Source organism: Candidatus Rhodoluna planktonica (assembly GCF_001854225.1).
Classification (GTDB): domain Bacteria; phylum Actinomycetota; class Actinomycetes; order Actinomycetales; family Microbacteriaceae; genus Rhodoluna; species Rhodoluna planktonica.
This window is the reverse complement of the sequence record NZ_CP015208.1, coordinates 311916-335153: the sequence shown is the minus strand read 5'-3', so window position 1 is coordinate 335153 and position 23238 is coordinate 311916. Positions and strand designations below refer to the sequence as shown.

Annotated in this window: 25 protein-coding genes and 1 tRNA gene; 10 read left to right on the top strand and 16 right to left on the bottom strand. The window is 51.6% G+C overall.

The window, feature by feature from the left end; genetic code table 11:
* Positions 1-15: 15 nt before the first annotated feature.
* The 3 genes from groL to A4Z71_RS01645 form a co-directional block, all read right to left on the bottom strand.
* Complete coding sequence (groL, locus tag A4Z71_RS01655) at positions 16-1638, bottom strand: chaperonin GroEL (protein WP_070954247.1); 1623 nt, start codon at positions 1636-1638, stop codon at positions 16-18.
* Positions 1639-1787: 149 nt separating this feature from the next.
* Positions 1788-1991, bottom strand: coding sequence for a cold-shock protein (locus A4Z71_RS01650; RefSeq protein WP_070954246.1), 204 nt, complete (start codon positions 1989-1991; stop codon positions 1788-1790).
* 162 nt (positions 1992-2153) lie between these two features.
* Positions 2154-2672, bottom strand: a complete 519-nt coding sequence (locus A4Z71_RS01645) for a LytR C-terminal domain-containing protein (protein WP_070954245.1) — start codon at positions 2670-2672, stop codon at positions 2154-2156.
* A gap of 49 nt (positions 2673-2721) precedes the next feature.
* On the opposite strand from A4Z71_RS01645, the gene msrB reads away from it, so the two are divergent.
* Positions 2722-3126: a peptide-methionine (R)-S-oxide reductase MsrB gene (gene msrB, locus A4Z71_RS01640; RefSeq protein WP_070954244.1), complete on the top strand. Its 405-nt coding sequence runs from the start codon at positions 2722-2724 to the stop codon at positions 3124-3126.
* An 8-nt stretch (positions 3127-3134) separates the two neighbouring features.
* Positions 3135-3629, top strand: coding sequence for a hypothetical protein (locus A4Z71_RS01635; RefSeq protein ID WP_070954243.1), 495 nt, complete (start codon positions 3135-3137; stop codon positions 3627-3629).
* A gap of 24 nt (positions 3630-3653) precedes the next feature.
* Here A4Z71_RS01635 and A4Z71_RS01630 read toward each other — a convergent pair.
* Both A4Z71_RS01630 and A4Z71_RS01625 read right to left on the bottom strand, forming a co-directional pair.
* Positions 3654-3726, bottom strand: a tRNA-Thr gene (locus tag A4Z71_RS01630).
* A gap of 78 nt (positions 3727-3804) precedes the next feature.
* Entirely contained in the window at positions 3805-4665 is an 861-nt protein-coding gene (locus tag A4Z71_RS01625; protein WP_070954242.1) for a DsbA family protein, read from the bottom strand.
* Between the two features lie 167 nt (positions 4666-4832).
* Between A4Z71_RS01625 and A4Z71_RS01620 the strand changes: the two genes are divergently transcribed.
* On the top strand, positions 4833-5909 hold the full coding sequence (locus tag A4Z71_RS01620; RefSeq protein ID WP_070954241.1) for an ABC transporter ATP-binding protein: 1077 nt from the start codon (positions 4833-4835) through the stop codon (positions 5907-5909).
* Positions 5909-7213, top strand: a complete 1305-nt coding sequence (locus tag A4Z71_RS01615) for a DUF4032 domain-containing protein (protein ID WP_070954240.1) — start codon at positions 5909-5911, stop codon at positions 7211-7213. Before A4Z71_RS01620 ends, A4Z71_RS01615 begins: the two co-directional genes overlap by 1 nt.
* On the opposite strand, the gene rlmB is transcribed toward A4Z71_RS01615, so the two are convergent.
* The 4 genes from rlmB to A4Z71_RS01595 are packed head-to-tail and all read right to left on the bottom strand — an operon-like array spanning position 7210 to position 11310.
* Positions 7210-8241 carry a 23S rRNA (guanosine(2251)-2'-O)-methyltransferase RlmB gene (gene rlmB, locus A4Z71_RS01610; RefSeq protein WP_070954239.1) on the bottom strand — a complete coding sequence of 344 codons (1032 nt, stop codon included), beginning with the start codon at positions 8239-8241 and terminating at the stop codon, positions 7210-7212. The genes A4Z71_RS01615 and rlmB overlap by 4 nt on opposite strands.
* A complete protein-coding gene (gene cysS, locus A4Z71_RS01605; RefSeq protein ID WP_070954238.1) occupies positions 8241-9638 on the bottom strand; it encodes a cysteine--tRNA ligase in 1398 nt (465 codons plus the stop codon). Before cysS ends, rlmB begins: the two co-directional genes overlap by 1 nt.
* Entirely contained in the window at positions 9635-10819 is a 1185-nt protein-coding gene (locus A4Z71_RS01600) for a bifunctional 2-C-methyl-D-erythritol 4-phosphate cytidylyltransferase/2-C-methyl-D-erythritol 2,4-cyclodiphosphate synthase (protein WP_070954237.1), read from the bottom strand. The genes cysS and A4Z71_RS01600 overlap by 4 nt, the downstream gene beginning before the upstream one ends.
* A gap of 8 nt (positions 10820-10827) precedes the next feature.
* Entirely contained in the window at positions 10828-11310 is a 483-nt protein-coding gene (locus tag A4Z71_RS01595) for a CarD family transcriptional regulator (RefSeq protein WP_070955193.1), read from the bottom strand.
* 95 nt (positions 11311-11405) lie between these two features.
* Here A4Z71_RS01595 and A4Z71_RS01590 point away from each other — a divergent pair, with 95 nt between their 5' ends.
* Entirely contained in the window at positions 11406-11915 is a 510-nt protein-coding gene (locus A4Z71_RS01590; RefSeq protein WP_070954236.1) for a hypothetical protein, read from the top strand.
* Between the two features lie 107 nt (positions 11916-12022).
* On the opposite strand, the gene A4Z71_RS01585 is transcribed toward A4Z71_RS01590, so the two are convergent.
* Both A4Z71_RS01585 and A4Z71_RS01580 read right to left on the bottom strand, forming a co-directional pair.
* The gene (locus A4Z71_RS01585) at positions 12023-12709 is read right to left on the bottom strand and encodes a response regulator transcription factor (RefSeq protein WP_070954235.1); all 687 of its coding nucleotides are present in this window, start codon (positions 12707-12709) and stop codon (positions 12023-12025) included.
* 3 nt (positions 12710-12712) lie between these two features.
* Positions 12713-13849 carry a sensor histidine kinase gene (locus A4Z71_RS01580; RefSeq protein WP_158512768.1) on the bottom strand — a complete coding sequence of 379 codons (1137 nt, stop codon included), beginning with the start codon at positions 13847-13849 and terminating at the stop codon, positions 12713-12715.
* 146 nt (positions 13850-13995) lie between these two features.
* Here A4Z71_RS01580 and phoU point away from each other — a divergent pair, with 146 nt between their 5' ends.
* Positions 13996-14646, top strand: coding sequence for a phosphate signaling complex protein PhoU (gene phoU, locus A4Z71_RS01575; RefSeq protein WP_070954233.1), 651 nt, complete (start codon positions 13996-13998; stop codon positions 14644-14646).
* A 49-nt stretch (positions 14647-14695) separates the two neighbouring features.
* Here the strand turns inward: phoU and A4Z71_RS01570 are convergent, their stop codons facing one another.
* On the bottom strand, positions 14696-15448 hold the full coding sequence (locus A4Z71_RS01570; RefSeq protein WP_070954232.1) for a phosphoglyceromutase: 753 nt from the start codon (positions 15446-15448) through the stop codon (positions 14696-14698).
* 75 nt (positions 15449-15523) lie between these two features.
* On the opposite strand from A4Z71_RS01570, the gene A4Z71_RS01565 reads away from it, so the two are divergent.
* Positions 15524-16261: a class I SAM-dependent methyltransferase gene (locus A4Z71_RS01565; protein WP_236858547.1), complete on the top strand. Its 738-nt coding sequence runs from the start codon at positions 15524-15526 to the stop codon at positions 16259-16261.
* Here the strand turns inward: A4Z71_RS01565 and A4Z71_RS01560 are convergent.
* From A4Z71_RS01560 to A4Z71_RS01545, 4 genes are all read right to left on the bottom strand, one after another.
* Complete coding sequence (locus A4Z71_RS01560; protein WP_070954231.1) at positions 16258-17331, bottom strand: FUSC family protein; 1074 nt, start codon at positions 17329-17331, stop codon at positions 16258-16260. The two genes, A4Z71_RS01565 and A4Z71_RS01560, sit on opposite strands and share 4 nt — an antisense overlap.
* Positions 17328-18338, bottom strand: coding sequence for a CAF17-like 4Fe-4S cluster assembly/insertion protein YgfZ (ygfZ, locus tag A4Z71_RS01555; protein WP_070954230.1), 1011 nt, complete (start codon positions 18336-18338; stop codon positions 17328-17330). The genes A4Z71_RS01560 and ygfZ overlap by 4 nt, the downstream gene beginning before the upstream one ends.
* Positions 18339-18944: a heme-binding beta-barrel domain-containing protein gene (locus A4Z71_RS01550; protein WP_070954229.1), complete on the bottom strand. Its 606-nt coding sequence runs from the start codon at positions 18942-18944 to the stop codon at positions 18339-18341.
* Between the two features lie 121 nt (positions 18945-19065).
* On the bottom strand, positions 19066-19329 hold the full coding sequence (locus A4Z71_RS01545) for a hypothetical protein (protein ID WP_070954228.1): 264 nt from the start codon (positions 19327-19329) through the stop codon (positions 19066-19068).
* Positions 19330-19420: 91 nt separating this feature from the next.
* Here A4Z71_RS01545 and A4Z71_RS01540 point away from each other — a divergent pair, with 91 nt between their 5' ends.
* The 3 genes from A4Z71_RS01540 to A4Z71_RS01530 are packed head-to-tail and all read left to right on the top strand — an operon-like array spanning position 19421 to position 23227.
* Positions 19421-20104, top strand: a complete 684-nt coding sequence (locus tag A4Z71_RS01540; protein WP_070954227.1) for a response regulator transcription factor — start codon at positions 19421-19423, stop codon at positions 20102-20104.
* A gap of 46 nt (positions 20105-20150) precedes the next feature.
* Positions 20151-22274, top strand: a complete 2124-nt coding sequence (locus tag A4Z71_RS01535; RefSeq protein ID WP_070954226.1) for an RNA degradosome polyphosphate kinase — start codon at positions 20151-20153, stop codon at positions 22272-22274.
* Positions 22271-23227: an NUDIX hydrolase gene (locus A4Z71_RS01530; RefSeq protein ID WP_070954225.1), complete on the top strand. Its 957-nt coding sequence runs from the start codon at positions 22271-22273 to the stop codon at positions 23225-23227. Before A4Z71_RS01535 ends, A4Z71_RS01530 begins: the two co-directional genes overlap by 4 nt.
* Positions 23228-23238: the final 11 nt, after the last annotated feature.

Sequence of the window (23238 nt, the reverse complement as noted above, 5' to 3'; positions counted from 1 at the left end):
TTTTGTAATTCGACTTTAGAAGCCCATGTCTCCGCCAGCAGGTGCAGCTGCGTTTGCAGCAGCAGGTTCTGGCTTGTCGGCGACAACTGCTTCGGTGGTCAAGAACAATCCGGCAATCGATGCTGCGTTCTGCAAAGCCGAGCGAGTCACCTTCACTGGGTCGTTGATTCCAGCCTGGAGCATGTCTACATACTCTCCGGTTGCGGCGTTTAGTCCCTGACCCGAAGGCAATGAAGCAACCTTCTCAGCGACGACTCCTGGCTCTAGTCCAGCGTTAATTGCGATCTGCTTTAGCGGAGCAGAAATTGCAACCTTCACGATGTTTGCGCCGGTTGCCTCGTCTCCGGTTAGCTCAAGCTTGTCGAAAGCCTGCTTGCCAGCCTGTAGTAGAGCAACTCCACCACCAGCTACGATGCCCTCCTCAACAGCAGCCTTGGCGTTACGCACGGCATCTTCAATGCGGTGCTTGCGTTCCTTGAGTTCGACCTCGGTGGCAGCACCAGCCTTGATAACTGCAACACCGCCGGCTAGCTTAGCCAAACGCTCCTGTAGCTTCTCGCGGTCATAGTCGCTGTCGGTGTTGTCAATTTCACGACGGATCTGCTCAACACGTCCAGCAATCATGCTTGCGTCGCCCGAGCCCTCAACGATGGTGGTCTCATCCTTGGTGACCACAATCTTGCGAGCACGGCCGAGTAGGTCGAGAGTTGCGTTCTCTAGCTTTAGGCCAACCTCTTCAGAGATAACCTGTCCACCGGTGAGAATTGCGATGTCCTGCAACATGGCTTTACGACGATCGCCAAAGCCCGGAGCCTTAACAGCAACCGACTTGAAGATTCCGCGAATCTTGTTGACGATTAGGGTAGCCAAAGCCTCACCCTCGATGTCTTCAGCGATGATTAGCAAAGGCTTGTTTGCCTGAATCACCTTGTCGACGATCGGTAGCAGGTCTTTGATGTTTGAGATCTTTGAGTTAGCAATCAAGACGTATGCATCTTCAAGCACTGCTTCTTGGCGCTCTGGGTCGGTAACCATGTATGCCGAGATGTAACCCTTGTCAAAGCGCATACCTTCGGTCAGCTGAAGTTCAATTCCAAAGGTGTTTGACTCTTCGACGGTAACTACACCCTCGCGACCAACCTTGTCGATTGCCTCTGCGATTAGCTCACCAATCTGGGTGTCACCTGCAGAGATAGATGCGGTAGCGGCAATCTGCTCTTTGGTTTCTACTGGCTTAGCGTTTGCGATTAACTGCTCGGTGACAGCAGCGACGGCCTTTTCAATGCCGCGCTTAAGTGTGATTGGGTCGGCGCCGGCAGCGACGTTGCGCAAACCTTCGCGAACCAAAGCCTGTGCCAAAACGGTAGCGGTAGTGGTTCCGTCACCAGCGACATCATCGGTCTTCTTGGCAACTTCCTTGACTAGCTCGGCACCGATTTTTTCAAATGGGTCGTCTAGCTCGATTTCGCGGGCGATTGAAACACCATCGTTGGTGATGGTTGGGGCTCCCCACTTCTTCTCGAGTACTACGTTGCGACCGCGTGGGCCAAGCGTTACCTTGACGGTGTCTGCGAGGATGTTCAGACCGCGCTCGAGGCCACGGCGGGCTTCTTCATTGAACTGAATGATTTTTGCCATTGTGGATTCAATCTCCTGAGTAAGTTTTTAGCACTCACTTAGTTTGAGTGCTAATACATTTTTAGCACTCTCAGGGCCAGAGTGCAAATAGGTTCTATGTATGAGAAAAGGGCCTCCGAAATTCGGAAGCCCTTAGAAACTCTGGAAAATTAGCCGATTACTACGACTGAATCCGCCTGTGGTCCCTTGTCGCCAGTCTTGACTTCAAACTCGACTCGCTGGTTCTCTTTAAGTTCGCGGTAACCATCGGTCTGGATTGCTGAGAAGTGGACGAATACGTCTGCTCCGCCATCCTGAGTGATGAAACCAAAACCCTTTTCAGAGTTGAACCACTTTACGGTTCCCTGTGCCATGTGTTGCTCCTGTTGCTAAATTAGCGGCTCGAGATTCTTCTTCGAACCGAGTCGCGAATACAAACAGCTCAAGCTACAGGTAGTGCTACGACCAAGGCCAAACTTATCGGTTAAAGACCAAATGACCTAGCGTTTGGGCTATTTTTTACCGAATGGTTATAACTATTCGGTTTCTGGGATCTGGTAGTCGGCACCCAACAGCACCGTTATGGGCCCAGGATATTCGCTAGAAAGAACAACCTGCACCTCTGGTCCCAAGATTTTGGCTATCTTCGCAGCCTCGGCCAAATCGTCTTGGGTAAGAGCAATCACAACGGTGGTGGCGATGTCAACCTGGTTTTTATCTAGATCAACTAGTTCACTGACATCACCGAGGGCGTACCCCGATTTGATGAGCGATTCGCCAGCGACCGAGACCGCCCCTTCGATGTTGGAGCCATCTAGTACGGTGACCTTTAACTGTGCTTCGTTTTGCGAAGATCCAAAATTTAGAGATTCGGTAAAAATCACATTGTTATCAGCGATTTTGAGTCCGACATAGCCAATCGAGGCGACAACTGCAGCGGCAACAAAAATTCTTAGCCATTCAAAAATGCGATGTTTTGCCGTGCGAGCCTCGCGGTGTCGGCCACCGTGCTCGACCACCGCATCAAATTCATCGGGCTGGAACTTTTTTGACATCAATCCTGCTTAATTAATTGCAACCCCATAAGTCTAGGCTGGAGATGCTGTGAACTACCCGGTAGAAAAAACTGAATCTGAGTGGCAAAGTGAACTCAGCGAATTTGAGTACTACGTATTGCGTAAGGCAGGTACAGAGCCTGCCTATTCGGGCGAGCTACTTAACGAGAATCGATTTGGGATTTTTTCTTGTCGCGGCTGCGGGCAAGAACTTTTTCGAAGTGAAACAAAATTTGAGTCCCACTGCGGCTGGCCAAGTTTCTATGAACCCAAGTCAACCGATGCGGTAGAGCTGCTGTCAGATTTTTCGCATGGAATGATTCGCACTGAAGTGCGCTGCAAAAACTGTGGTTCGCATCTGGGTCACGTATTCGATGATGCCCCTCAAACTCCCACCGGTGACCGATACTGCATAAATTCAGTTAGCATCACTTTTAGCGAAATCAATAAGTAAGAGGCAAAGTGAAATTTCCAGTTCCAACGAAAAAAACCATGTTGGTCTGGGGCACCGGAATCGTCCTTTCTATTGCTGGCTACTTCGTTTACACAGCCGACAGCGAAGCCCCACGGTTGGTCTCGTTCGAGATGAAACCGCAAAACTTTGTCATCGATGAAAACGACGACACCACCCGGAAATTTGCCTTCACCGGTCAAATAACAGATGACCGAGGAGCTGGGTTTACTGAAATCACCTGCAAACGTGACGGGCAAACCATCCTGATGTATCACGTTGCGCTTTCCGGCGCCGATAAATACAAAGTGAGCTTTGGTGAACATCCAGGTTCGTTTAAATGGGAAGGTCGCTGGGCTGGAAACATTCGCGACGTGAATTTTGAAGGATCAGCGCTTATTCCAAAAAACAGTAAGCGAGGGGTTTGCGCTTGGGAAGCGACCCTTAGAGATGTTTTAGGGAATGCAACAACGCAGCAGCTGAACGCCACCACCGAGATACGCTAGCGACCCTCGGAAATCAAACTACAGAGCCCCCTAGCGGACTCGAACCGCTAACCCCCGCATTACAAGTGCGGTGCGCTACCAATTGCGCCAAGGAGGCATGTTGCCCAACGGCAACCTCTCTAGAATACCGCTAGAGATTGACTCGGTCACCAGAATGACCGGACATTTGGAAAATCTATTTAGCTGCCACCTGCTGAAGCCACTGAGCAAATCGCGCTGGGCTAACCAACTCGTCACCGGTGGTCCAGGTGTACTGCTCGCCGTTCACGATGATTGCCGGAGTTCCCTGGATGATGATGTCAGTGCCTTCAACCGGCGTTGATAGCGCTCTATCGGTGGCATCTGATAGCCAACCACCGAATCGCTTTTCGTTAATGCAATCTGCGATTTCGGTCTCATTGGTTACGCCCACCGATTTGGCAGTTTCGATTAGAGCTGCATTTTCGGGGCCAGGTGTCCCCTCTTCAGGTTGGTTTTCAAACAGTGCTGAGTTGAAATCAAAGAAGTTGTTTGGTGAGTACTCGGCAACACAGATTGCCGCGTTAGCCGCCCGCGAAGAGTACTGATTCGGTGACCCGCGGCCATCCAAGAAAGAAATTGGGTGAATCTCTACGGTTGCAGCGCCGGTTTCAACCCAGCTCTTAATTTGAGACTGGTTTGGCACCTCGAAGGCCTGGCAAATCGGGCACTGGTAATCGACGAAAATCTTGATGTTCGGAACCGTGGCAAAACCACCGTCTGGAGTCGCGCTTGGCTCTGGAGTATTGGTTTCGGTAAATGCCTGCAAACCTGCACCGATCTTGATGCCGTCGCTGAAGCTAAAGTTTTTCGGCTCGACCGTCTCTTGGTTCGCACCTGAAACGAGCGCTGCCACAATTCCGCCGATGACCGCAAGTGCCAGAACGGTCACGCTGCTCTGGATAATTACTCGCTTACGACGCTCGGTTTTTTTGTGCTGTTCTCTCAACGCCTTAGCCTTGGCGCGAGCCTCTTCACGTTGCTGTGAGCGAGTCTGTTTGTGCTGGTTCGGGGTCATTCAGGCTCCAATACCTAGGGGTGAATCACATTTTGGTGACGGTCCAGAACATTCAGTCTAAACGAGGGTTTTCAAATGCCATAATGAGAGCGTTCGGCAGCGCCGCTGCTGTGCACCCATCACTACGGATCGTCCGGCACGTACCTGCCGGTGAAGGAAAATAAAAAATGGCAACAGTAACATTTGACAACGCAACACGAATGTACCCAGGCGGTACCCGCGCAGCGGTAGACGCGCTAAACCTAGACATCGCTGATGGCGAATTCTTGGTTCTTGTCGGCCCTTCTGGCTGTGGAAAATCAACATCTCTTCGCATGCTTGCGGGCCTTGAAGAAGTCAACTCAGGCCGAATTCTTATTGGTGACCGCGACGTTACTACCGTGCCACCAAAAGACCGCGACATCGCTATGGTTTTCCAGAACTATGCGCTGTACCCACATATGACCGTTGCTGAAAACATGGGCTTCGCCTTGAAGATTGCTGGCGTTAGCAAAGAAGAGCGCGCCGAGCGCGTTCTAGAGGCAGCAAAACTTCTAGATCTAGAGCCATACCTTTCACGCAAGCCCAAGGCACTTTCGGGTGGTCAGCGTCAGCGTGTTGCTATGGGTCGAGCAATCGTCCGCAAGCCTCAGGTCTTCTTGATGGATGAGCCTCTTTCTAACTTGGATGCGAAACTTCGCGTTCAGACCCGTACCCAAATCGCCTCGCTGCAGCGACGCCTAGGAGTCACCACCGTTTACGTAACCCACGACCAGGTCGAAGCTATGACCATGGGTGACCGCGTTGTCGTTCTAAAAGACGGCATTCTTCAGCAGGTTGCCTCACCTCAAGAGCTATATGACAAGCCAAAGAACGTGTTTGTTGCCGGCTTCATCGGTTCGCCAGCAATGAACTTGCTGCAGTTGCCAATCGTTGACGGCGGAGTTCAGTTTGGTTCGGCAGTTATCCCAGTTGCTCGCGAAGTCTTGGCAAAGACCAAGGCTAAAGAGGTAACCGTGGGTATTCGCCCAGAGAACATGGTTGTTTCAAAGGGTGCCGGCATCGAGGTAGACATCGATGTTGTTGAAGAGCTAGGTGCCGATGGCTACCTATACGGCCACACCAGCATTCACGGTGCATCTCAAGACGTAGTTGCCCGTGTTGACGGTCGAGTCCACCCACACGCTGGTGAGAAGGTATCGCTTCAGCCAGAGGGCGGAATCGTTCACTTATTCGACATCGAGTCAGGCGAACGCATCAACTAGTGACTTCGCTAGATATCACGGCTGCCACGGTAGACCCGGCACTGCTGGATCTACCGTGGCATTTGCCATTAGAAGAGTGGCCAGCCGATCATATTGCGGCTTTGCCAAAGGGGCTCAGCCGGCATACGGTTCGGTTTGCGCATCTCGGTGATCACGTCATCGCCATCAAAGAGACTTTGCCTGAACTAGCAAAGCGCGAATACGAGATGCTCAAAAACCTTCTCAAGCTCGATGTTCCCTGCGTCGAACCATTTGCCATCATCAACAATCGAACTTCAGAGCAGGGCGAACCTTTACTGTCGGTTCTAATCACCCGACATCTTAAGTTTTCACTTCCCTATCGAGCCATGTGGTCTCAGGGTCTTCGACCTGAAACCGCAACTCGTTTGGTTGATGCGCTGGCGCTCTTGCTGGTGCGCCTGCACATCGCCGGTTTCTTCTGGGGAGATGTTTCGCTTTCGAATACTCTGTTTCGCCGCGATGCTGGAGCCTTTGCAGCGTATCTGGTCGACGCCGAGACTGGACAGCTTTACGATTCCGGATTATCCAATGGCCAGCGGGAAAACGATCTAGAGATTGCCCGGGTGAACATTGCTGGTGAACTAATGGATCTGGTGGCCTCGGGTAATGCTGCTCCGGGGGTCGATCCGGTTGCAACCAGCAGTCGAATAGTTTCAAAATATCGTGAACTCTGGTCTGCGCTAACGAGTGCGGAAACTTTCAGCGTTGACGAAAAATGGAAAATTGGTCGCCGAGTCCAAGCGCTCAACGAATTGGGCTTCGACATCGAAGAGATGGCCATTAAGACCACCGACGATGGCAGCACATTAAAAATTCAACCCAAAGTAGTAGATGCCGGCCACCACAGCCGACGCCTACTTCGCCTGACCGGCCTTGACGTTGAAGAAAACCAGGCTAGGCGTTTACTCAATGATCTCGATCAGTACCGACTTGAGCATCCGCGACCCGGGGCCGACGAAGAGGTTTTGGCACACGAATGGCTAAGCCACGCCTTTGAACCGGTAGTTACGGCAATTCCGCGCGAATTACACGGGCGATTAGAGCCCGCAGAAATTTATCACCAGGTTCTTGAACACAAGTGGTATCTATGCCAAGAGCAAAATCGAGATGTTCCCCTGGTTGAAGCAGTTCACTCGTACATCGACAACGTCTTGATTCATCGACGTGATGAAGAGGCCTATCTAGCGCCGGCAACAGAAGCGATTACCCTGCCAAACGCTGTGCCCTCAGGCACAATCGTGGTCGATGATGAAGATGAAGTTGACTGGCGCGATTTGGTTTAGCGCAGGCGTTCGCGGCGCTTAGACACTTCATACAGAGTCACACTGGCAGCAATTCCAGCGTTCAACGATTCGGTGTCTCCGGTTATTGGGATTGACACAATAGCGTCGCAGTTTTCAGACACCAACCGCGAGAGCCCCTTACCTTCAGAACCGACGACGATCACCAGTGGCTCACTCGACAGCTCTAGGTTTGGTAGGTCAATGTCGCCATCTGCGTCGAGACCAACGACGAAAAGCCCACGTTTTTTGAATTCTTTCAAGGTGGCGTTTAGGTTTGCGGCCAAGGCAACCGGCACACGCGCTGCGGCTCCGGCTGATGTTTTCCAAGCCGATGCTGTCACTCCGGTGGAACGGCGTTGCGGCAAAATTATGCCCTGGCCACCAAATGCAGCCACGGAGCGAATAATTGCACCGAGGTTTCTGGGATCGGTAATGCCGTCAAGAGCAACCAAAAGTGGTTTTTGCCCTCGCGAAATAATTGTGTCGAGCATTTCCTGCGGATGCTGATATTTATACGGCGGCACCTGCAGCGCAATGCCTTGGTGAACTGAATCGAATCCGGTCATGCGATCGATTTCGGGACGGGTTACCTCGTTTACCGGAATGCCGCGCTTATTTGCCAACGTGATGGCCTCTTTGACGCGGTCATCCATTTCAATGCGCTGCGCAATAAATAATGCGGTCGCTGGAACTTTTGCCTTTAGAGCTTCGACAACCGAGTTACGACCGGAAAGTGTTTCTGAGGCATCTGCGGCTTTTGCCACCCGCGAAGTATTTCGGGCTGTTGCCCCTCTGGTGCCGGCAGTTTTTGCGGTTGGCGCCAGAAACTCACCTCGGCGCACTATACCGCCGGTTGCCTCTTTGCGGCGCTCGGCAGATTGCTTGGCCTTATAGGCTTTGTGGTTCTTTCGATCTTCAGCTTTTGGAGTAGGGCCTTTACCCTCAAGTGCCTGCTTACCGTGGCCACCCGTGCCAACACGAGCGCCTTTTTTGCCTTTTGCTGCGCCTGGGCGCCCCGGTTTTGCCATTAGTCAATGCTCCAATTTGTGTGGTCAGCGTTATCTTCGATTGAAATCGACGCCGATTTTAGAAGGTCCCGAATCTGATCTGATCGGGCAAAATCTTTGTTTGCTCGTGCCTGCGAACGCTCTGCTAGCAATGCACCCACCAAGTCGGCCAACACCTGATTTGCTGCGGACTGGGCCGGAGCTAGCTCGAGACCGAGCACCGTGAGCATTGCCTGTACCTGAGTTAGTTTTGGGACAAGCTCGTCGCGCTGGTTAGCCGCAAGAGCCGAATTGCCTTCGCGAACCGTCGAGTGCAGTACCGCCAAAGCTTCCGGAATGGCCAAATCGTTGTCCATCGCAGCAACAAAATCTTGGGGCAGGGCCGACATGATGTTGTCGGGCAGCTGAGTTTGCGGTGCAACTGCGGTTGCCTTAGCGATAAACCCGCGAACTCGGTTTAGTGCTGCCTGCGCCTCTTCGAGCACACCATCGTGATAGTCAAGCACTGAGCGGTAGTGTGCCGAACCCAGGTAGTACCTGACCACGGCAGGTTCAGCAGCAGCCAAGAGGTCGGCAGCAAAGATTGAGTTGCCCAACGACTTAGACATCTTCTGCCCAGAAACATTAACTAGGCCGTTGTGTAGCCAGTAGTTCGCAAACTTATCACCCGCAGCAGAAGATTGAGCCAATTCATTTTCATGGTGCGGGAACCTCAGATCTAGACCGCCACCGTGGATGTCAAAATTACTGCCCAGATACTTGGTTGCCATAGCCGAACATTCGATGTGCCAACCGGGTCTGCCTAGACCGAAAGCACTGTCCCAAGCTGCACTCTCTGGCTCAGTTGGTTTGTGTGCCTTCCAGAGGGCGAAGTCGTAACTGTCGCGCTTTCCTCGAGCCTCATCAGGGTCTGTGGGCTCCATGTCGTCGATTCGCTGGTTTGTTAGCGATCCGTATTCTTGCCAATCTCGAGCATTAAAATAGACGTTGGCTGAGCCGTCTTCGGCTTGGTAGGCATAACCGCTAGCAATCAATCGATCTATAAGTTTCAGCATTTCAGGGATGCTGGCGGTAGCTCTCGGCTCATAGGTCGGCGGCAAAATATTCAAAGCAGAATAGGCAGCACTGAACTCAAGCTCGTATCGATAGGCCAAAGCCCACCAGTGTTCTTGGGTCGCTTGGGCGTTAGCCAAAACTTTGTCGTCGATGTCTGTGACATTTCGAACCAGGATGACTTCTTGACCTTTGGCCATCAGCCAGCGGCGCAGTTGATCGTAAACCAGCGCGGACCGAAGGTGCCCAACGTGAGGAGCACCCTGAACAGTAGGACCGCAAACATACATGCCAACTTTGTTGGCATCGAGCGGCACAAAATCACGAATTGATTGTGTGCGTGAGTCGTGGAGTCTAAGGGTCACGCGCCAAGCCTATCGATTGGCGATGAGTTTGGTCGGGCAATTAGCGCGGTTGCAACTGCCGCCACACCTTCTGAATTTCCAAGAAAGCCGAGCCCATCGGTCGTGGTCGCGGAAAGTGAAACCGGAGCCTTGATCAACTCGAACAAAGCTGCCTCAACTCGTTCGCGATGCGGTGCCACCTTGGGGCGATTGCCAATTATTTGAACGGCAATATTTCTGACCTGAAACCCGTGTTGAGCAATCAAACGCAGTGTTTCAGAGAGGAACACAGACCCGTTTGCCCCGGCAAATTCAGGTCGGTCGACTCCAAAATTGCTGCCGATGTCGCCTAGACCCGCAGCTGAAAGCAGCGCATCGACAATTGCGTGGCTAACCGCATCGCCATCACTGTGGCCTTCAAGACCAAGCTCACCGGGCCAAACCACGGTGCCCAGAAAAAGTGGTTTTTCGGGATCACTCGTAAAGCGATGAACGTCGGTTCCGATGCCGGTTCGAACATCGACGCCAAAAAGCAATTCGGCACTGGTTAGGTCTTCTGGGGTTGTGATCTTGAACGCTCGTCTGGTGCCATAGATGTGACTAACCGACTTGCCAAATGATTGAAAGAGCGCTGCGTCATCGGTGAACTCGGCCTGAGCAGCGGCATAAACTTCGGTTAGCTCAGCTGCCAAGAAACCCTGCGGTGTCTGTGCTGAAACCAAGCTTTCACGGTCAACAGTTTCAAGAATTAGGTCGTCACTAATTCGCTTCACGGTGTCGACAACCGGCAGGGCAGGTATGACTGCGCCTTTGGTTTCACGAACTCGACTGGCAACCCGATCGAATAACTCAGTCGGTGCTAAGGCTCTGGCCGCATCATGCACGAGAACCACCGCAACTTGACTATCGAGATTTTGAAGCGCCAGCGAAATTGACTCTTGGCGCGTTTGGCCTCCGGCAACAACTGCGAAAGACACATCGGTCAGATGGTGAGCGCTAACCAACTGATTTGCCTCAGCGATGAGTTCTTTAGGGACGGCAACAATCACCTGGGCCAAATTTGCCACCGCAACAATATTTTCTAGCGAGTGCGAAATTAGGGTGCGCCCAGCTAGTTCAACAAATGCTTTTGGTTTTTCGGCACCGAGACGCTCTCCGCGACCGGCAGCGACCAGCACAACCGCGATGTCGCGAGTGCCCATGATTCTGCCTAAGAAGCCAGAACTTCGTCAAGCGTTGCCGAAGCTTTGTCTTCGTCAACCTTGCGAGCAAGTGCGAGCTCGGAAACTAAAATTTGACGGGCTTTCGCCAGCATGCGTTTTTCACCGGCCGAAAGGCCACGGTCTTGATCGCGACGCCACAGGTCACGAACCACTTCTGAAACTTTGACAACATCACCGGAGGCAAGCTTTTCAAGATTGGCTTTGTAGCGCCTTGACCAGTTTGTTGGCTCTTCAACAAATTCGGCACGCAAAACACTAAATACCTGCTCAACACCTTTTTTGTCGATGACGTCGCGCACGCCAACCATTTCAACGTTGTCGGCCGGAACCCAAATGGTCAGGTCGCCCTGAGCAACTTTGAGCTGTAGGTAAAGTTTGGTTTCGCCGCGAATGGTGCGATCGGCTACTTCGATAATTTGTGCAGCACCGTGGTGAGGATAAACAACGGTTTCGCCGACTTCGAACTTCATAAGGTGAACCCTTTCGGAAACCACAATTTTACCACAGGGAGGGCTAAGAACATAGGAGTAGACTGGGAGGGTTGACGTTTGTTTCAGGAGGAAAATTGTCAATCCGTAAAGTTGCCACTATTGCCTTGGCCGCAGCAATCACTCTGGGCACCGCTGGCTGCACCTTTGTCAGCCCAATTGCATCTCTCGATGTCTATGCTCCAAGCGAGGGCTCACAGGTAGATTTGGGTGACGTCAAGGTTAGAAACGTCTCGTTCCTTACCGATGGTGACAAAAAGAACGTTCTCGTTGGCGCATTCGTCAATTCGGGTCTTGAAACAGCCTCTGTGACCCTGCAGTACGAAGATGCCCAGTTGGCCGAAACCAAAACTTACAGCTTCCAATTGAAGCCAAAAGAAAGCCTTGACCTTGGCACCCAGTACGCAGCTGCGCTGCCTATGGTTCTCGCTGGCGAACCAGGCGCACTAACTTCAATTTTCATCGGCGTAAACGGAGAAACCCCGCAAGAGTTGCGCATCCCAGTTCTTGACGGAACCCTTGCCGAGTACAAGGCGATTCTTGATTCAATTCAGGTGACCGAAACCGAAGCACCGGCAGCCGAATAAACTTCCAAAAAGAAAATGGAGACCCCTGTGGGTCTCCATTTTCTTAATGAATAGTTCGAGATCAAAAACGATGTTTTCGAGGTTTGGAGCTAAACCAATGCCCTCAGCTAGGCCTCGTACTTGTAACCTAAACCTCTCACAGTCAGCAAGTGAGCTGGTCGAGCAGGGTCATCCTCGATTTTCGATCGAATTCGTTTGATGTGGACATCCAGAGTTTTTGTGTCACCAAAATAATTTGAACCCCAAACACGATCAATAATTTGACCTCGGGTCAAAACTCGATTGACGTTCTCGAGCAGGAGTTCAAGCAGCTCAAACTCTTTCAGCGGCATTGAAACCTTTTCGCCGTGAACGGTAACGATGTGACGTTCAAGATCCATCTTCACCGGTCCAGCCTGCAAAATACCTTCTTGCGCATCCGCTAGTTTTGGTTCGGCACCGCGACGCAAAACCGCCTTCACCCTAGCCAGCAACTCTCTCGATGAATAGGGCTTGGTGACGTAGTCATCGGCCCCAATTTCTAGGCCAACAACTTTGTCGATCTCGCCATCTTTTGCCGTGAGCATGATGATCGGCACATTCGAAGTCGCTCTAATCTCGCGACAAACATCGTTGCCTGACTTTTTGGGCAGCATCAAATCCAAAAGAATCAGATCTGGATTGACTGCCTCAAATTGGACGATAGCTTGATCGCCGTCCTCGGCTTGAAAGACTTGGTAACCCTCTTTTTCCAGAAGATAGACCAGCGGCTCTCGAAGCGATTGCTCGTCTTCTACTACCAGTATCGAAGTCATGGGTTAGCTCTCTTTCTCTGTGTTGCTAACGCGAGCGATTGGAACGCGGAAAGTAAAGGTGGAACCAACTCCGGGAGTTGACGAGAGCTGAACATCGCCACGGTGCTTCAGTGCGACGTGCTTCACAATTGCCAGACCCAAACCCGTTCCTCCGGTGTTGCGCGAACGTGACGCATCGGCTCGGTAAAAACGTTCAAAGATGCGTTCTTGGTGCTCGGGGGCAATGCCGACGCCGTTATCCGCAACCGCAATTGCGGCCACGCCATACTTGTGACGAAGACCTATTCCAACCTGTGAACCCTCGGACGAATAATTGATCGCGTTTTCAATCAGGTTTTTGATTGCCGTAACCAGTAACTCATGGTCACCCAGGACGATAACTCCGCTTGGTGCATCCGCTTTAATTACGACGTTGTTTTTCTCTGCCAAGAAGCGGTTGCGTTCGATTGCCTCAACTACCACCTGACCAAGATCAACTGGCTGAGCCGTTTTGGTGATATCAGCGACCTGCAAGCGAGACAACTGGATGATGTCTTGAACTAGCGAGGCTAAGCGGATAGATTCGCGATGCAGGTCAGCAGCAAACTTTTTCGTCGTGGCCTCATCCTCGCAGTCGAGCAATGCTTCAGAGAGCAGACTGATTGCCCCGATCGGAGTTTTCAACTCATGCGAAATGTTTGCGATAAAGTCTCGACGAGTTTCATCTAACCTTGCCGATTCAGTCATGTCTTCGACCGTAAGCAACACATTGCCATCAGAAAGCAGAGCTGCTCGCGCCAGCACGGTCATAGTCTCGCCGGTTATGCCAGTGGCAATTTCGATTTCGGAGCTCTGAGCTTCGGCGGTGTCACGCGCGTTCTTGGCAAGCGCGGTGATCTCTGGATATGGCATGGCCACACCCTGCTTTAGACCGAGGGCTTGGGCCGCATGGGTGGCTTTTACAACATGGTTCAAACCGTCAATCAAGGCTGCTGACGTCGCTAAAACATCGAGCAACTCTGCCGCAGTCTCTGGCTCGCTCAGTCTGGCCAATTCTTCCTCTAGATCTAGGCGCCTTGCCCGAGTAACTAGGTAGACCACGATTGCGCCGAAGACGACACCGCCCAGGCCAATCAAAAAGTCAAACCAGAATTCGTTCACAAGGTTAACTCTAGGCTGACGGTAGTTGACGGGTAGGCCAGAAGTCATTGCCTAGCCAGATAATTTGGACGGTATTTAGGCATAATTTGCCGTTTGTTTACCAAGTTGCGAAAAGGTCGAAGCAGTAAGCCCACCGGGAGGAAATCGTGCGCGAAGTATTTCAAACTGAACTTCACGAAGTGCAGAGCAGGCTAGTTGAGCTGGCCCAGGATGCCACTCGAGTAATCGAGAAGGCAACTAACGCTTTCAATCAGTCAAATGTGCATCTAGCTGACGACGCGATTGCCATAGCCGACGCGACAGCCAACAAAGCCCTAGCCCTCGATGAGTTAGTGATCAAAATTTTGGCCCGACAATCACCGGTAGCCCGAGACTTGAGAATTTTGGTTTCGGCCTTGCGCATTTCTGCATCGCTGGAGCGGATGTCTGCACTTGCTGGCCACATCGCCGCAATTGCCCGCTATCGATTTCCAGACAGCGCTGTGCCTGCTCCGCTCCGCGAAACCTTTGTCGAGATGGGCAAGCTAGACGTCGAATTGGGCAAGAAAGTTGTCGAACTGCTGCAGAACACCGACGTTGATTTTGCCCGTCAAATTCAGGCTCAGGATGCCCGCATAGACGAACTGCACCGCCATGTTTTCGACGTAGTTTTGGGCAGCGACTGGAAAGAAAATGCCATGTACACAGTGGATGTGACCCTGGCCAGCCGCTACCACGAACGTTTTGCCGACCACGTAGTCGACATCTCAGCCAAGGTGAGTTACCTAACTACCGGCGACTGGAATGACGCTGAATAGTTAGATTCAGCCAAGAAAAAAAGGGAGCCTATGGCTCCCTTTTTTACTGCTATTTTTTGCCTTGCGAAGCCACAGCAGCGACACCGGCTGCTGCCGCCTCTGGGTCAAGATACTCGCCACCTTTGACCAACGGCTTGAAGTTTTCGTCTAGTTGGTAGACCAGCGGGATGCCGGTTGGAATGTTTAGTTCGGCAATTTCGTCATCTGAAATACCGTCAAGGTGTTTTACCAATGCGCGCAGTGAATTACCGTGTGCGGTAACCAAAACTGTCTTGCCATTTTTTAGCGCTGGCTGAATGTCCGACATCCAGTAAGGCAACATGCGCTCTAGGACATCTTTCAAGCACTCAGTCTTTGGCACGTTAGATCCAAGTTCTGCGTAGCGCTCATCATTTACCTGTGAGTACTGGTCAGCGTCATCGATAGGTGGTGGCGGAACATCGTAGCTGCGGCGCCAGATTTGAAATTGCTCGGCTCCGTACTCGGCCAAAGTCTGGGCCTTGTCTTTGCCCTGCAGCGCTCCATAGTGACGTTCGTTTAGACGCCAGTCGCGTTCAACATCAATCCAAGAACGATCGGCTGCACTCAACGCGATGTGCGCTGTGTTGATTGCACGCTTGAGTCTTGATGTGAAAACCACATCCGGCTTCAAACCAGATTCCTTCAGCAACTCACCTGCTCGCGCAGCCTCTGCGCGGCCCTGGTCACTGAGGTCGACATCAACCCAACCAGTGAAAAGATTTTCTTGATTCCAAAGGCTGTTTCCATGGCGCAGAAGTATGAGTGTGTATTTCGAAGTCATGACGATAAGTTTATTGCCGTGGCAGTGAATAAACCCCTCGGAGTGATAACTAGAGGTACGACGAATCCCAATCGGTTGCGCAGAGTTGATCGATTTATTGCCGCGCTGCCCGTTTTGCGTCAGGAAAAGCAACCGATTGTCGTTGATCTAGGCTTCGGAGCGAGCCCAATCACCGCGGTTGAGTTACTGGCGAGGCTAGAAAAAGTAAACCCGCAAACTCATGTGGTTGGCGTAGAGATTGATCGCGAGCGAGTTGAACGCGGGCTGGCAATCGCGACGGAAAGTCTGCACTTCACACACGGCGGATTTGAAGTTCCGATTCCTCCAGAGCTGCCTAACCAGGTCACCGTAATCAGGGCCTTCAACGTTTTGCGTCAGTATGACGAAGATCAGGTCTTACCGGCTTGGCAGAAAATGCAGTCACGCCTCACAGTTGAAGGAAAGTTGATCGAAGGTACCTGCGATGAAATTGGTCGCATCAGCAGTTGGATAACCCTTGACCGAGTCAGACCCCTTACTTTCACAATCTCGATGCGGCTCGCTGAACTGGACTCACCGAGCAAAGTTGCTGAGCGACTTCCTAAAGCCCTAATTCACCACAACGTTCCGGGTGAAAAAATTCATCAGTTTTTAGTTGACCTCGATCGTGCCTGGCAATCAAATGCCGGTCTCGGAACGTTTTCGGCGGCACAGCGTTGGTTAGCCGCCTGCAATCAATTGAAGTCAGCGGGCTGGCCGATAACTCTGGATCGGAAGCGTGTGCGACTTGGCGAACTTAGCGTTGAATACAGCGCCGTTGATCCGACCAACTAGATCGAAGGCAACTCAGCACGAGCATCTTCTTCGCTCATTCCGCTAGCGCAAAGCAAATCAACCAAAAGTGGACGCAATAACAACAGCACACTTGCTTCGCGTAACTGGTCACCAATTCCGAATCTCTTTGGATCTAGTTGATGGATGATGTAAACCAACTGGCGCTGAGCTTCTCTGCGGTCACTTGAATCATCCAAACCACTTTCCAATAGCTGTGCAGCCTGACTGATTTGCTCAAACAAATCGGCCAAATAAGGCCGTGGCTCGCCATCCTTAACCAAGAAATCCACTCGTCTAACCACAACACGTAAATTTCTGGTTGCTAAATCCATACCGCGCATGAGACGCAACTGTCCCGACAGCTCATCGCGATACTTTCGAAGAAAAGGCGAAATCTTGGCGATAGCAACAGCACTGTCGAGCGAAAGCCGCCAGTTATCAATTAGCGGTTGTGATCGTCGAACCCGGATGAGTGCCTCATCGAGCACTTTTTCGTCAACATTTTTAGTGGCTAGCCGCAAAGCTTCGACCGAATCGATAAACACCCTAAAAAGTTTTTCGGCATCGCGGTTGGCAATACCTCTGGGGTCGCGCGGAATTATTGCGGTAAAAACGAGAGCGGTCAGACCGCCGATGAGGCCATCGATGCTTCGCAAAAATGCGCCACCATCAGGTACCGGCAAAATTTGAACCAGCATCGCCTGGATGCCAACCGTAAGCGCAAACGATGCCGAACCTGAAATGAAACGTGCCGCCAAGAGCGAGATCAAAAGCACAACCGCCAGCTGAATCAAACCTTGACCCAATGAAAGCAAAAACACTTCACTGAGTAGGATTCCGATAATCATTCCCAGTGCCGTTTCGATTATTCTTCGCGGGCGAGCATCTCTGGTAAAACCTAAAGCAGTAATTGCAACCGTCACTGCGAAAATTGGGGTTTCGTGACCGAGGCCGAAGTGCGCAATGCTGTAGCCGGCCACAGCTGCCAAAACTATTTGACTAATCGGAGCAATTGACTCGACTGCTCGGGTTGTGGATTGTCGAAGTCGGTCGAGCCAAACTTCACTCAATGTTTGCCGCCCATGAGCAAATTGCGCTTCGGCAGTTCTGCCACTTTGCCGGCGCTTGCCGGAACAATGATTTCTTGAGCAGCCGCTATGGTTTGCCCTGCGGATGCCACCTCGAGCTGGGCATCTTCGGGCACATTTCTTGAGATCACGGCAAGGGCAATTGGGCCCATATCAAAATGTTGAGCGACCGAGGTGATTCGACCTTTAACTTCGCCGTTGTAAATCACCGAATCGTTTACCTCGGGAAGCATGTGCCCTGAACCGTCGAGGTGCAACATGACCAACCGTCGCGGGGGATGACCAAGATTGTGAACTTTGGCCACTGTCTCTTGGCCTCGATAGCATCCCTTAGTTAGGTGCACCGCAGTGCGCAGCCAATCTAATTCGTGCGGAAGCGTTTTCTCATCAACCTCAGCGTCGAAATCGGGCCGATGGGCAGCAATACGTAAAGCGGTTAGCGCTAAACGGCCAGCACTTTCAAATTCGGAAGCGAATTTTTCAACATCTGCTGAATCTAGGAAAGCAATTTTCAATGGCCAGTCAGAGGTCGATGGTTTTCCGTAGCGATAACTGCCAGGCAAAATCTTGTCCCAGTTATCAGTCCAGGTGAAGAGCGCGTTTGGTTCATCTTTGACCTCGCCAAAATAGGCCACGGCAACCAAGTCGACCTCAGTCAGGGAAACTTTTGAGCGAAAAATCATTTTACTCAACCAAGAGTTCAAGGCCGCAAAACTGGTTTTGCCAACTGATAAGTAAGTTTCGTTTCCAGTTTCAAAAACTCGGATAGCTTGCTCAATTCGACCATTTGGATCAAGCAGTAGGGCCTCGGCGCTTTCACCGGGCTTGAGATTTTTGATGTTTTGCGAAAGTAATGCATGCAGCCAGTCGAGTCGATCTGGGCCTTCAACCCGAAGCACTGCCAAGTCTTCGAGCAAAACCGAAGCTTCAGAATTGAGCAACTTTCGCTGTTCAACCAACGGATTACCAAAGTGCTCTGCGGTCAACACTTACTCGATTCGCTCAAGCCGGGCTGAGGCATGCGGTTTCAATTCGCGTCCCGGCATGGCTATTTCCCACACCCAAAGCAAAGCGCCTTCAACCTGCCCGTACAGTCGAGTTGAGTGGCGGTAGGTTTTTGCGGTTTCAAAGGCCACACCGTGCGCTGACGCAAGATCAACCCGGGCACCCTTGATTTTGCCGTTGTAGAGTTCGGCTACCCCACCCGGATGCAGCGTGGAAACCTGAATGTCGAAACCACCTTCGGCGTTACGAAGTTTTTCTAGATCTTCACGAGACTGGATTTTTGATTCACCTGAGCCAACAATCATCCCCGGGCCATGGTCAGATTCTTCAGCTGGGCGGGCCAATCGCCAATAGCCCAATTCGCTGGGCAAAGCCGGAAGATCTGAATCTATCAACTCAGCGCTTGAAACGTAGGTAAGCGCGTTGCTGCCATCGTGCGCAAATTCGATGCGCTGCTTGAATTCGTATTCGACGACAGAATCGTCATCCTCGTTTACTTTGTAGCTGATGACGCCGGTTCCCTCCCATTTTCCAATCAGGAAGGCGAAGGGGGTTAGCTCCAGAGGTAAATTTTCTGGAATTACGAACAAGTTACTTTTGACCCTTGAATAGTTTGTAGAGCACAAGCGCAGATACTCCGGCAATGGCCAGAGATGCGAGAACTAGGAGTCCGGTGAAGAAGATTTCTAGAGCAAGAATCATGGTAAAAGTCTAACCCCTCAGCAGCATAAACAGCGATGCTAAAGCCAGGATGAGATAGGACCCACCCGCAACATAGACCAGGCGTCGCACGAAGCCCTCAGCTCGCTGCGATCGAAGTTGAATTGCCGAAACCGTGGCCAAGGCCCCGGCCAAAATAGCGCCCGAATACGTTTCTGCAGCAATTGCCGTTGCGCCCGGCTGAAAAACCAACCAGAGGGCGAGGGCCAAAACCGCAGCCCAAATTCCGGTGATTTCAATCCAATCGCGCCTCATTCTTCAATCTTGCCCTAGCCGTACCCAAAAACCTTCGATTACAGCAAAGAGAATCCCGACTAAACTTGTGCTAAGCGATTCGGAGAGAGAAATGGCTCAACTTCTGGTACTTTCGGCAACAGCCGAAGCTGAAGTTTTACCTGCTCTTTCGCTACTCAGTCACCGACTGCGGCAAATTCCGGCTGAGCCGGCCAGCTTGGTCAACGCTCCCGGTCACGATCTGGTTTTTCTCGATGCACGCAGAGACCTAGCTAACGCAAAAGCCCTGGCAAAAATTTTGGTGACCACTGGTCTTAGCGCTCCCCTTATTTTGGTGGTTACCGAAGGTGGTTTGGCCGCAGTAAGTAACGACTGGGGCGCGGCAGACATAATTCTAGAAACTGCAGGCCCAGCGGAAATCGAAACTCGAATCAGGCTCGCTATCGGCCGAGCACAAACCGAAGAGAAAGTCGACAAGATTCACGCATCCGGGTTGGTTATCGATGAGGGCAGCTACTCGGCAAAAATTCACGGTAAACCACTAGACCTTACCTATAAAGAATTTGAACTGATCAGATTTTTGGCTCAACACCCGGGTCGAGTCTTCACCCGCGAACAGTTGCTCAGTGAGGTTTGGGGCTACGACTACTTCGGTGGCACTCGAACCGTTGATGTTCACATCAGACGGTTGCGGGCCAAGCTGGGCGACCTCGAACTGCTAATTGGCACCGTGCGAAACGTTGGCTACCGATTCAACCTAACCACCGAGGATGCTCTCTCTGAGAACATCGGCTAACCCGTTGTTAACCTACAAATAACCAAGTAGTGGCAGTATTACATCTATGTCTTCCGAAGAAACCATGGCAATCGCAGTGCCCAATTTGGGCTCTGAGTTTCCGGCTGATCGATTTTTAGATCGAGAGCTGAGCTGGTTGGCCTTTAATCAGCGAGTGCTCGAACTGGCAGAAGACCCGAATGTCTACCTTCTCGAGCGAATAAACTTTTGCGCCATTTTTGCTTCGAATCTTGATGAATTTTTTATGGTCCGAGTAGCCGGACTGAAGCGTCGAATCGCCACCGGGCTGGCAGTTCGCTCTAGCTCTGGATTAGAGCCCCAAGAAGTTTTGAGTGCCATCTCTGACAAAGCTCACGAGCTTCAAACTAGGCATGCCGAACTCTTTATTAAGGTGCTTAAGCCCTTAATGAAAGAAAAAGCTATCCACATTGTTCGCTGGAATTACCTTGACGAGAATCAAAAAAAGACCCTCCACGAATATTTTCAAAATCAGATTTTTCCGGTGCTCACTCCCCTGGCTGTTGATCCCGCTCACCCATTTCCTTACATCTCCGGACTTTCGCTAAACCTTGCCGTGGTGCTGCAGAACCCGGTGAACGGCCGCGAACACTTTGCGCGCGTTAAGGTGCCGCCGCTGCTGCCTCGATTTGTCAAAATTCCGGGCGAAGCTGGCTCAGGCCAGATGTTTGTTCCACTCGAAGACATCATCGGTGAATTCTTGGGACAACTTTTCCCTGGCATGGATGTGTTGCAGCACCACACCTTCAGAGTTACCAGAAATGAAGACCTCGAAGTCGATGAGGAAGAAGGCGAAAATCTTCTAATCGCTCTTGAGAAAGAATTGCTGAGACGTCGTTTTGGACCGCCGGTTCGCCTGGAAGTAGCCAACGACATCAACCCTCAAGTTCTCGACTTGCTTATTCGAGAACTTGACATCTCCGAAGAAGATGTCTACCACCTACCCTCTCCCCTGGATTTGCGTGGCTTGTTCGAAATCGCATCAATTAAGCGACCTGACCTTCATTTCCCGCCCCACCAGGTGATCACCAATCGCTACCTCCGCCCGGTGGAAGATAAAGATGTCAGTATTTTTGCGGCCATGCGTCAACGGGATATTTTGGTTCACCACCCATACGAATCTTTCTCAACCTCGGTGCAGTCATTCTTGGTTCAGGCCGCTGCAGACCCAAAGGTTCTAGCCATCAAGCAAACGCTTTATCGAACTTCTGGTGACTCACCGATTGTTGACGCGCTGATCAGCGCTGCCGAGGCGGGCAAACAGGTTTTGGCTCTGGTTGAGATCAAGGCCAGATTTGATGAGCAGAACAATATCGCTTGGGCTCGCAAACTTGAGCAGGCCGGTGTGCACGTGGTTTACGGAATCGTCGGCCTAAAGACACACTGCAAGCTTTCGCTGGTAATTCGTCAAGAGGGAAATCAACTTAGACGCTACTGCCACGTCGGCACCGGTAACTACAACCCAAAAACCGCACGCTACTACGAGGATTACGGTTTGCTAACCTCGCGGGAGTCAGTCGGTGAAGATTTGACCAAGCTTTTCAATCAACTTTCCGGCTATGCCCCAGACTCTGAATTCAAATCACTCATGGTCTCACCACATGGTGTTCGAGAAGGACTACTGGAGCGCATCGAACGAGAGATAGCCCACCGCGAAGCAGGTAAACCAGCCCGGGTGAGAATCAAGGTCAACTCTTTGGTCGACGAGCAAATTATCGATGCTCTATACAGGGCATCGAATGCCGGGGTTGATGTTGAAATTTTGGTTCGCGGAATGTGCGCACTTCGTCCGGGTGTGCCTGGGCTGAGTGACAACATCCAAGTGCGGTCAATTTTGGGACGCTACCTCGAGCATTCTCGAATTTTTGGATTCCTCGGTGGAGGCGATCCGGAGATTTTCATCGGGTCTGCCGACATGATGCACCGAAATCTTGATCGCCGAGTTGAGGCTCTGGTTCGAATTTCACAACCGGATCATATCCGTGAGCTAAACGCCTTTTTTGACTTGGCAATGAATCCTGGCACGGCTTCTTGGCATCTCGCTGCTGACGGAAACTGGGTCAGGCATCAGTATGACCGGGACGGGGCCACCCTGGCAGATTTCCAAGACCAGGTGATGAGAGAAATTGCGGGTAAGAAGATACCCCGATGACCGTTTATGCCGCCGGCGCCGTTTTATGGCGAGAAGAAGGTGACGGGCTCAAGGTTGCTCTAATTCACCGCGCCAGATATGACGACTGGTCCTGGCCTAAAGGAAAAGTAGATCCCGGCGAGGTTTTACCTCAAACGGCCGTGCGTGAAATTCGAGAAGAAACAGGTTTGCGGGTAAAACTTGGCATCAGACTCGACATCGTAAAGTACACCCTTCCCAGCGGGGCGCCGAAAGAAGTTCACTACTGGGCAGCCAGGGTGACCGACAAAAGTCTGCGCAAATCAACATTCAAGCCAAGCGAAGAAGTAGCCAGTGTCGAGTGGCGCACCCCCGCCCAGGCACGTGAATTGCTCACCTACGATTTTGATAGAGACATCCTGCAACGTGTCGAAGACCTGTACACCCTTGGCAAACTAAAAACCAAGCCGGTCGTTATTCAACGCCATGCTCAGGCAATGCCTCGCAGCGAATGGAAAAACGGAAAGAATATCGACGACGGTGCGCGTCCGCTGACACCACTCGGTGCCAAGCAGGCAATCGCCCTGATTCCTTTGCTAAAAGCTTTCGGTGTAAAACGGGTTTACTCCTCACCCTGGACTCGATGTGCCAACACCGTGAAGCCCTTTGCTAAAAATCAGAAGTTGCCGATTATTGAGCGCCACCAAGTGTCTGAGCTAGGAAACAAAAAAGGACCAAGGCGAACTGCGAACGTTGTCGATGACATCGTTAAATCAGGATTACCCTCGGTTCTATGCAGTCATCGTCCGGCATTGCCGACGATTCTGGACACCCTTTCTAAATACGGAAACGCAAACCAAGAGATTCTTTTGCATGAGGGCCGAGCACTCGAACCGGGTGAGATGATGGTGGTTCACCTAACTGCCAAAAAAGCAGATACGGTCAGAAGTATCGTTGCAATTGAAACTTACGCACCACTGGTAACCATCGAATAATTCGAAAGGTC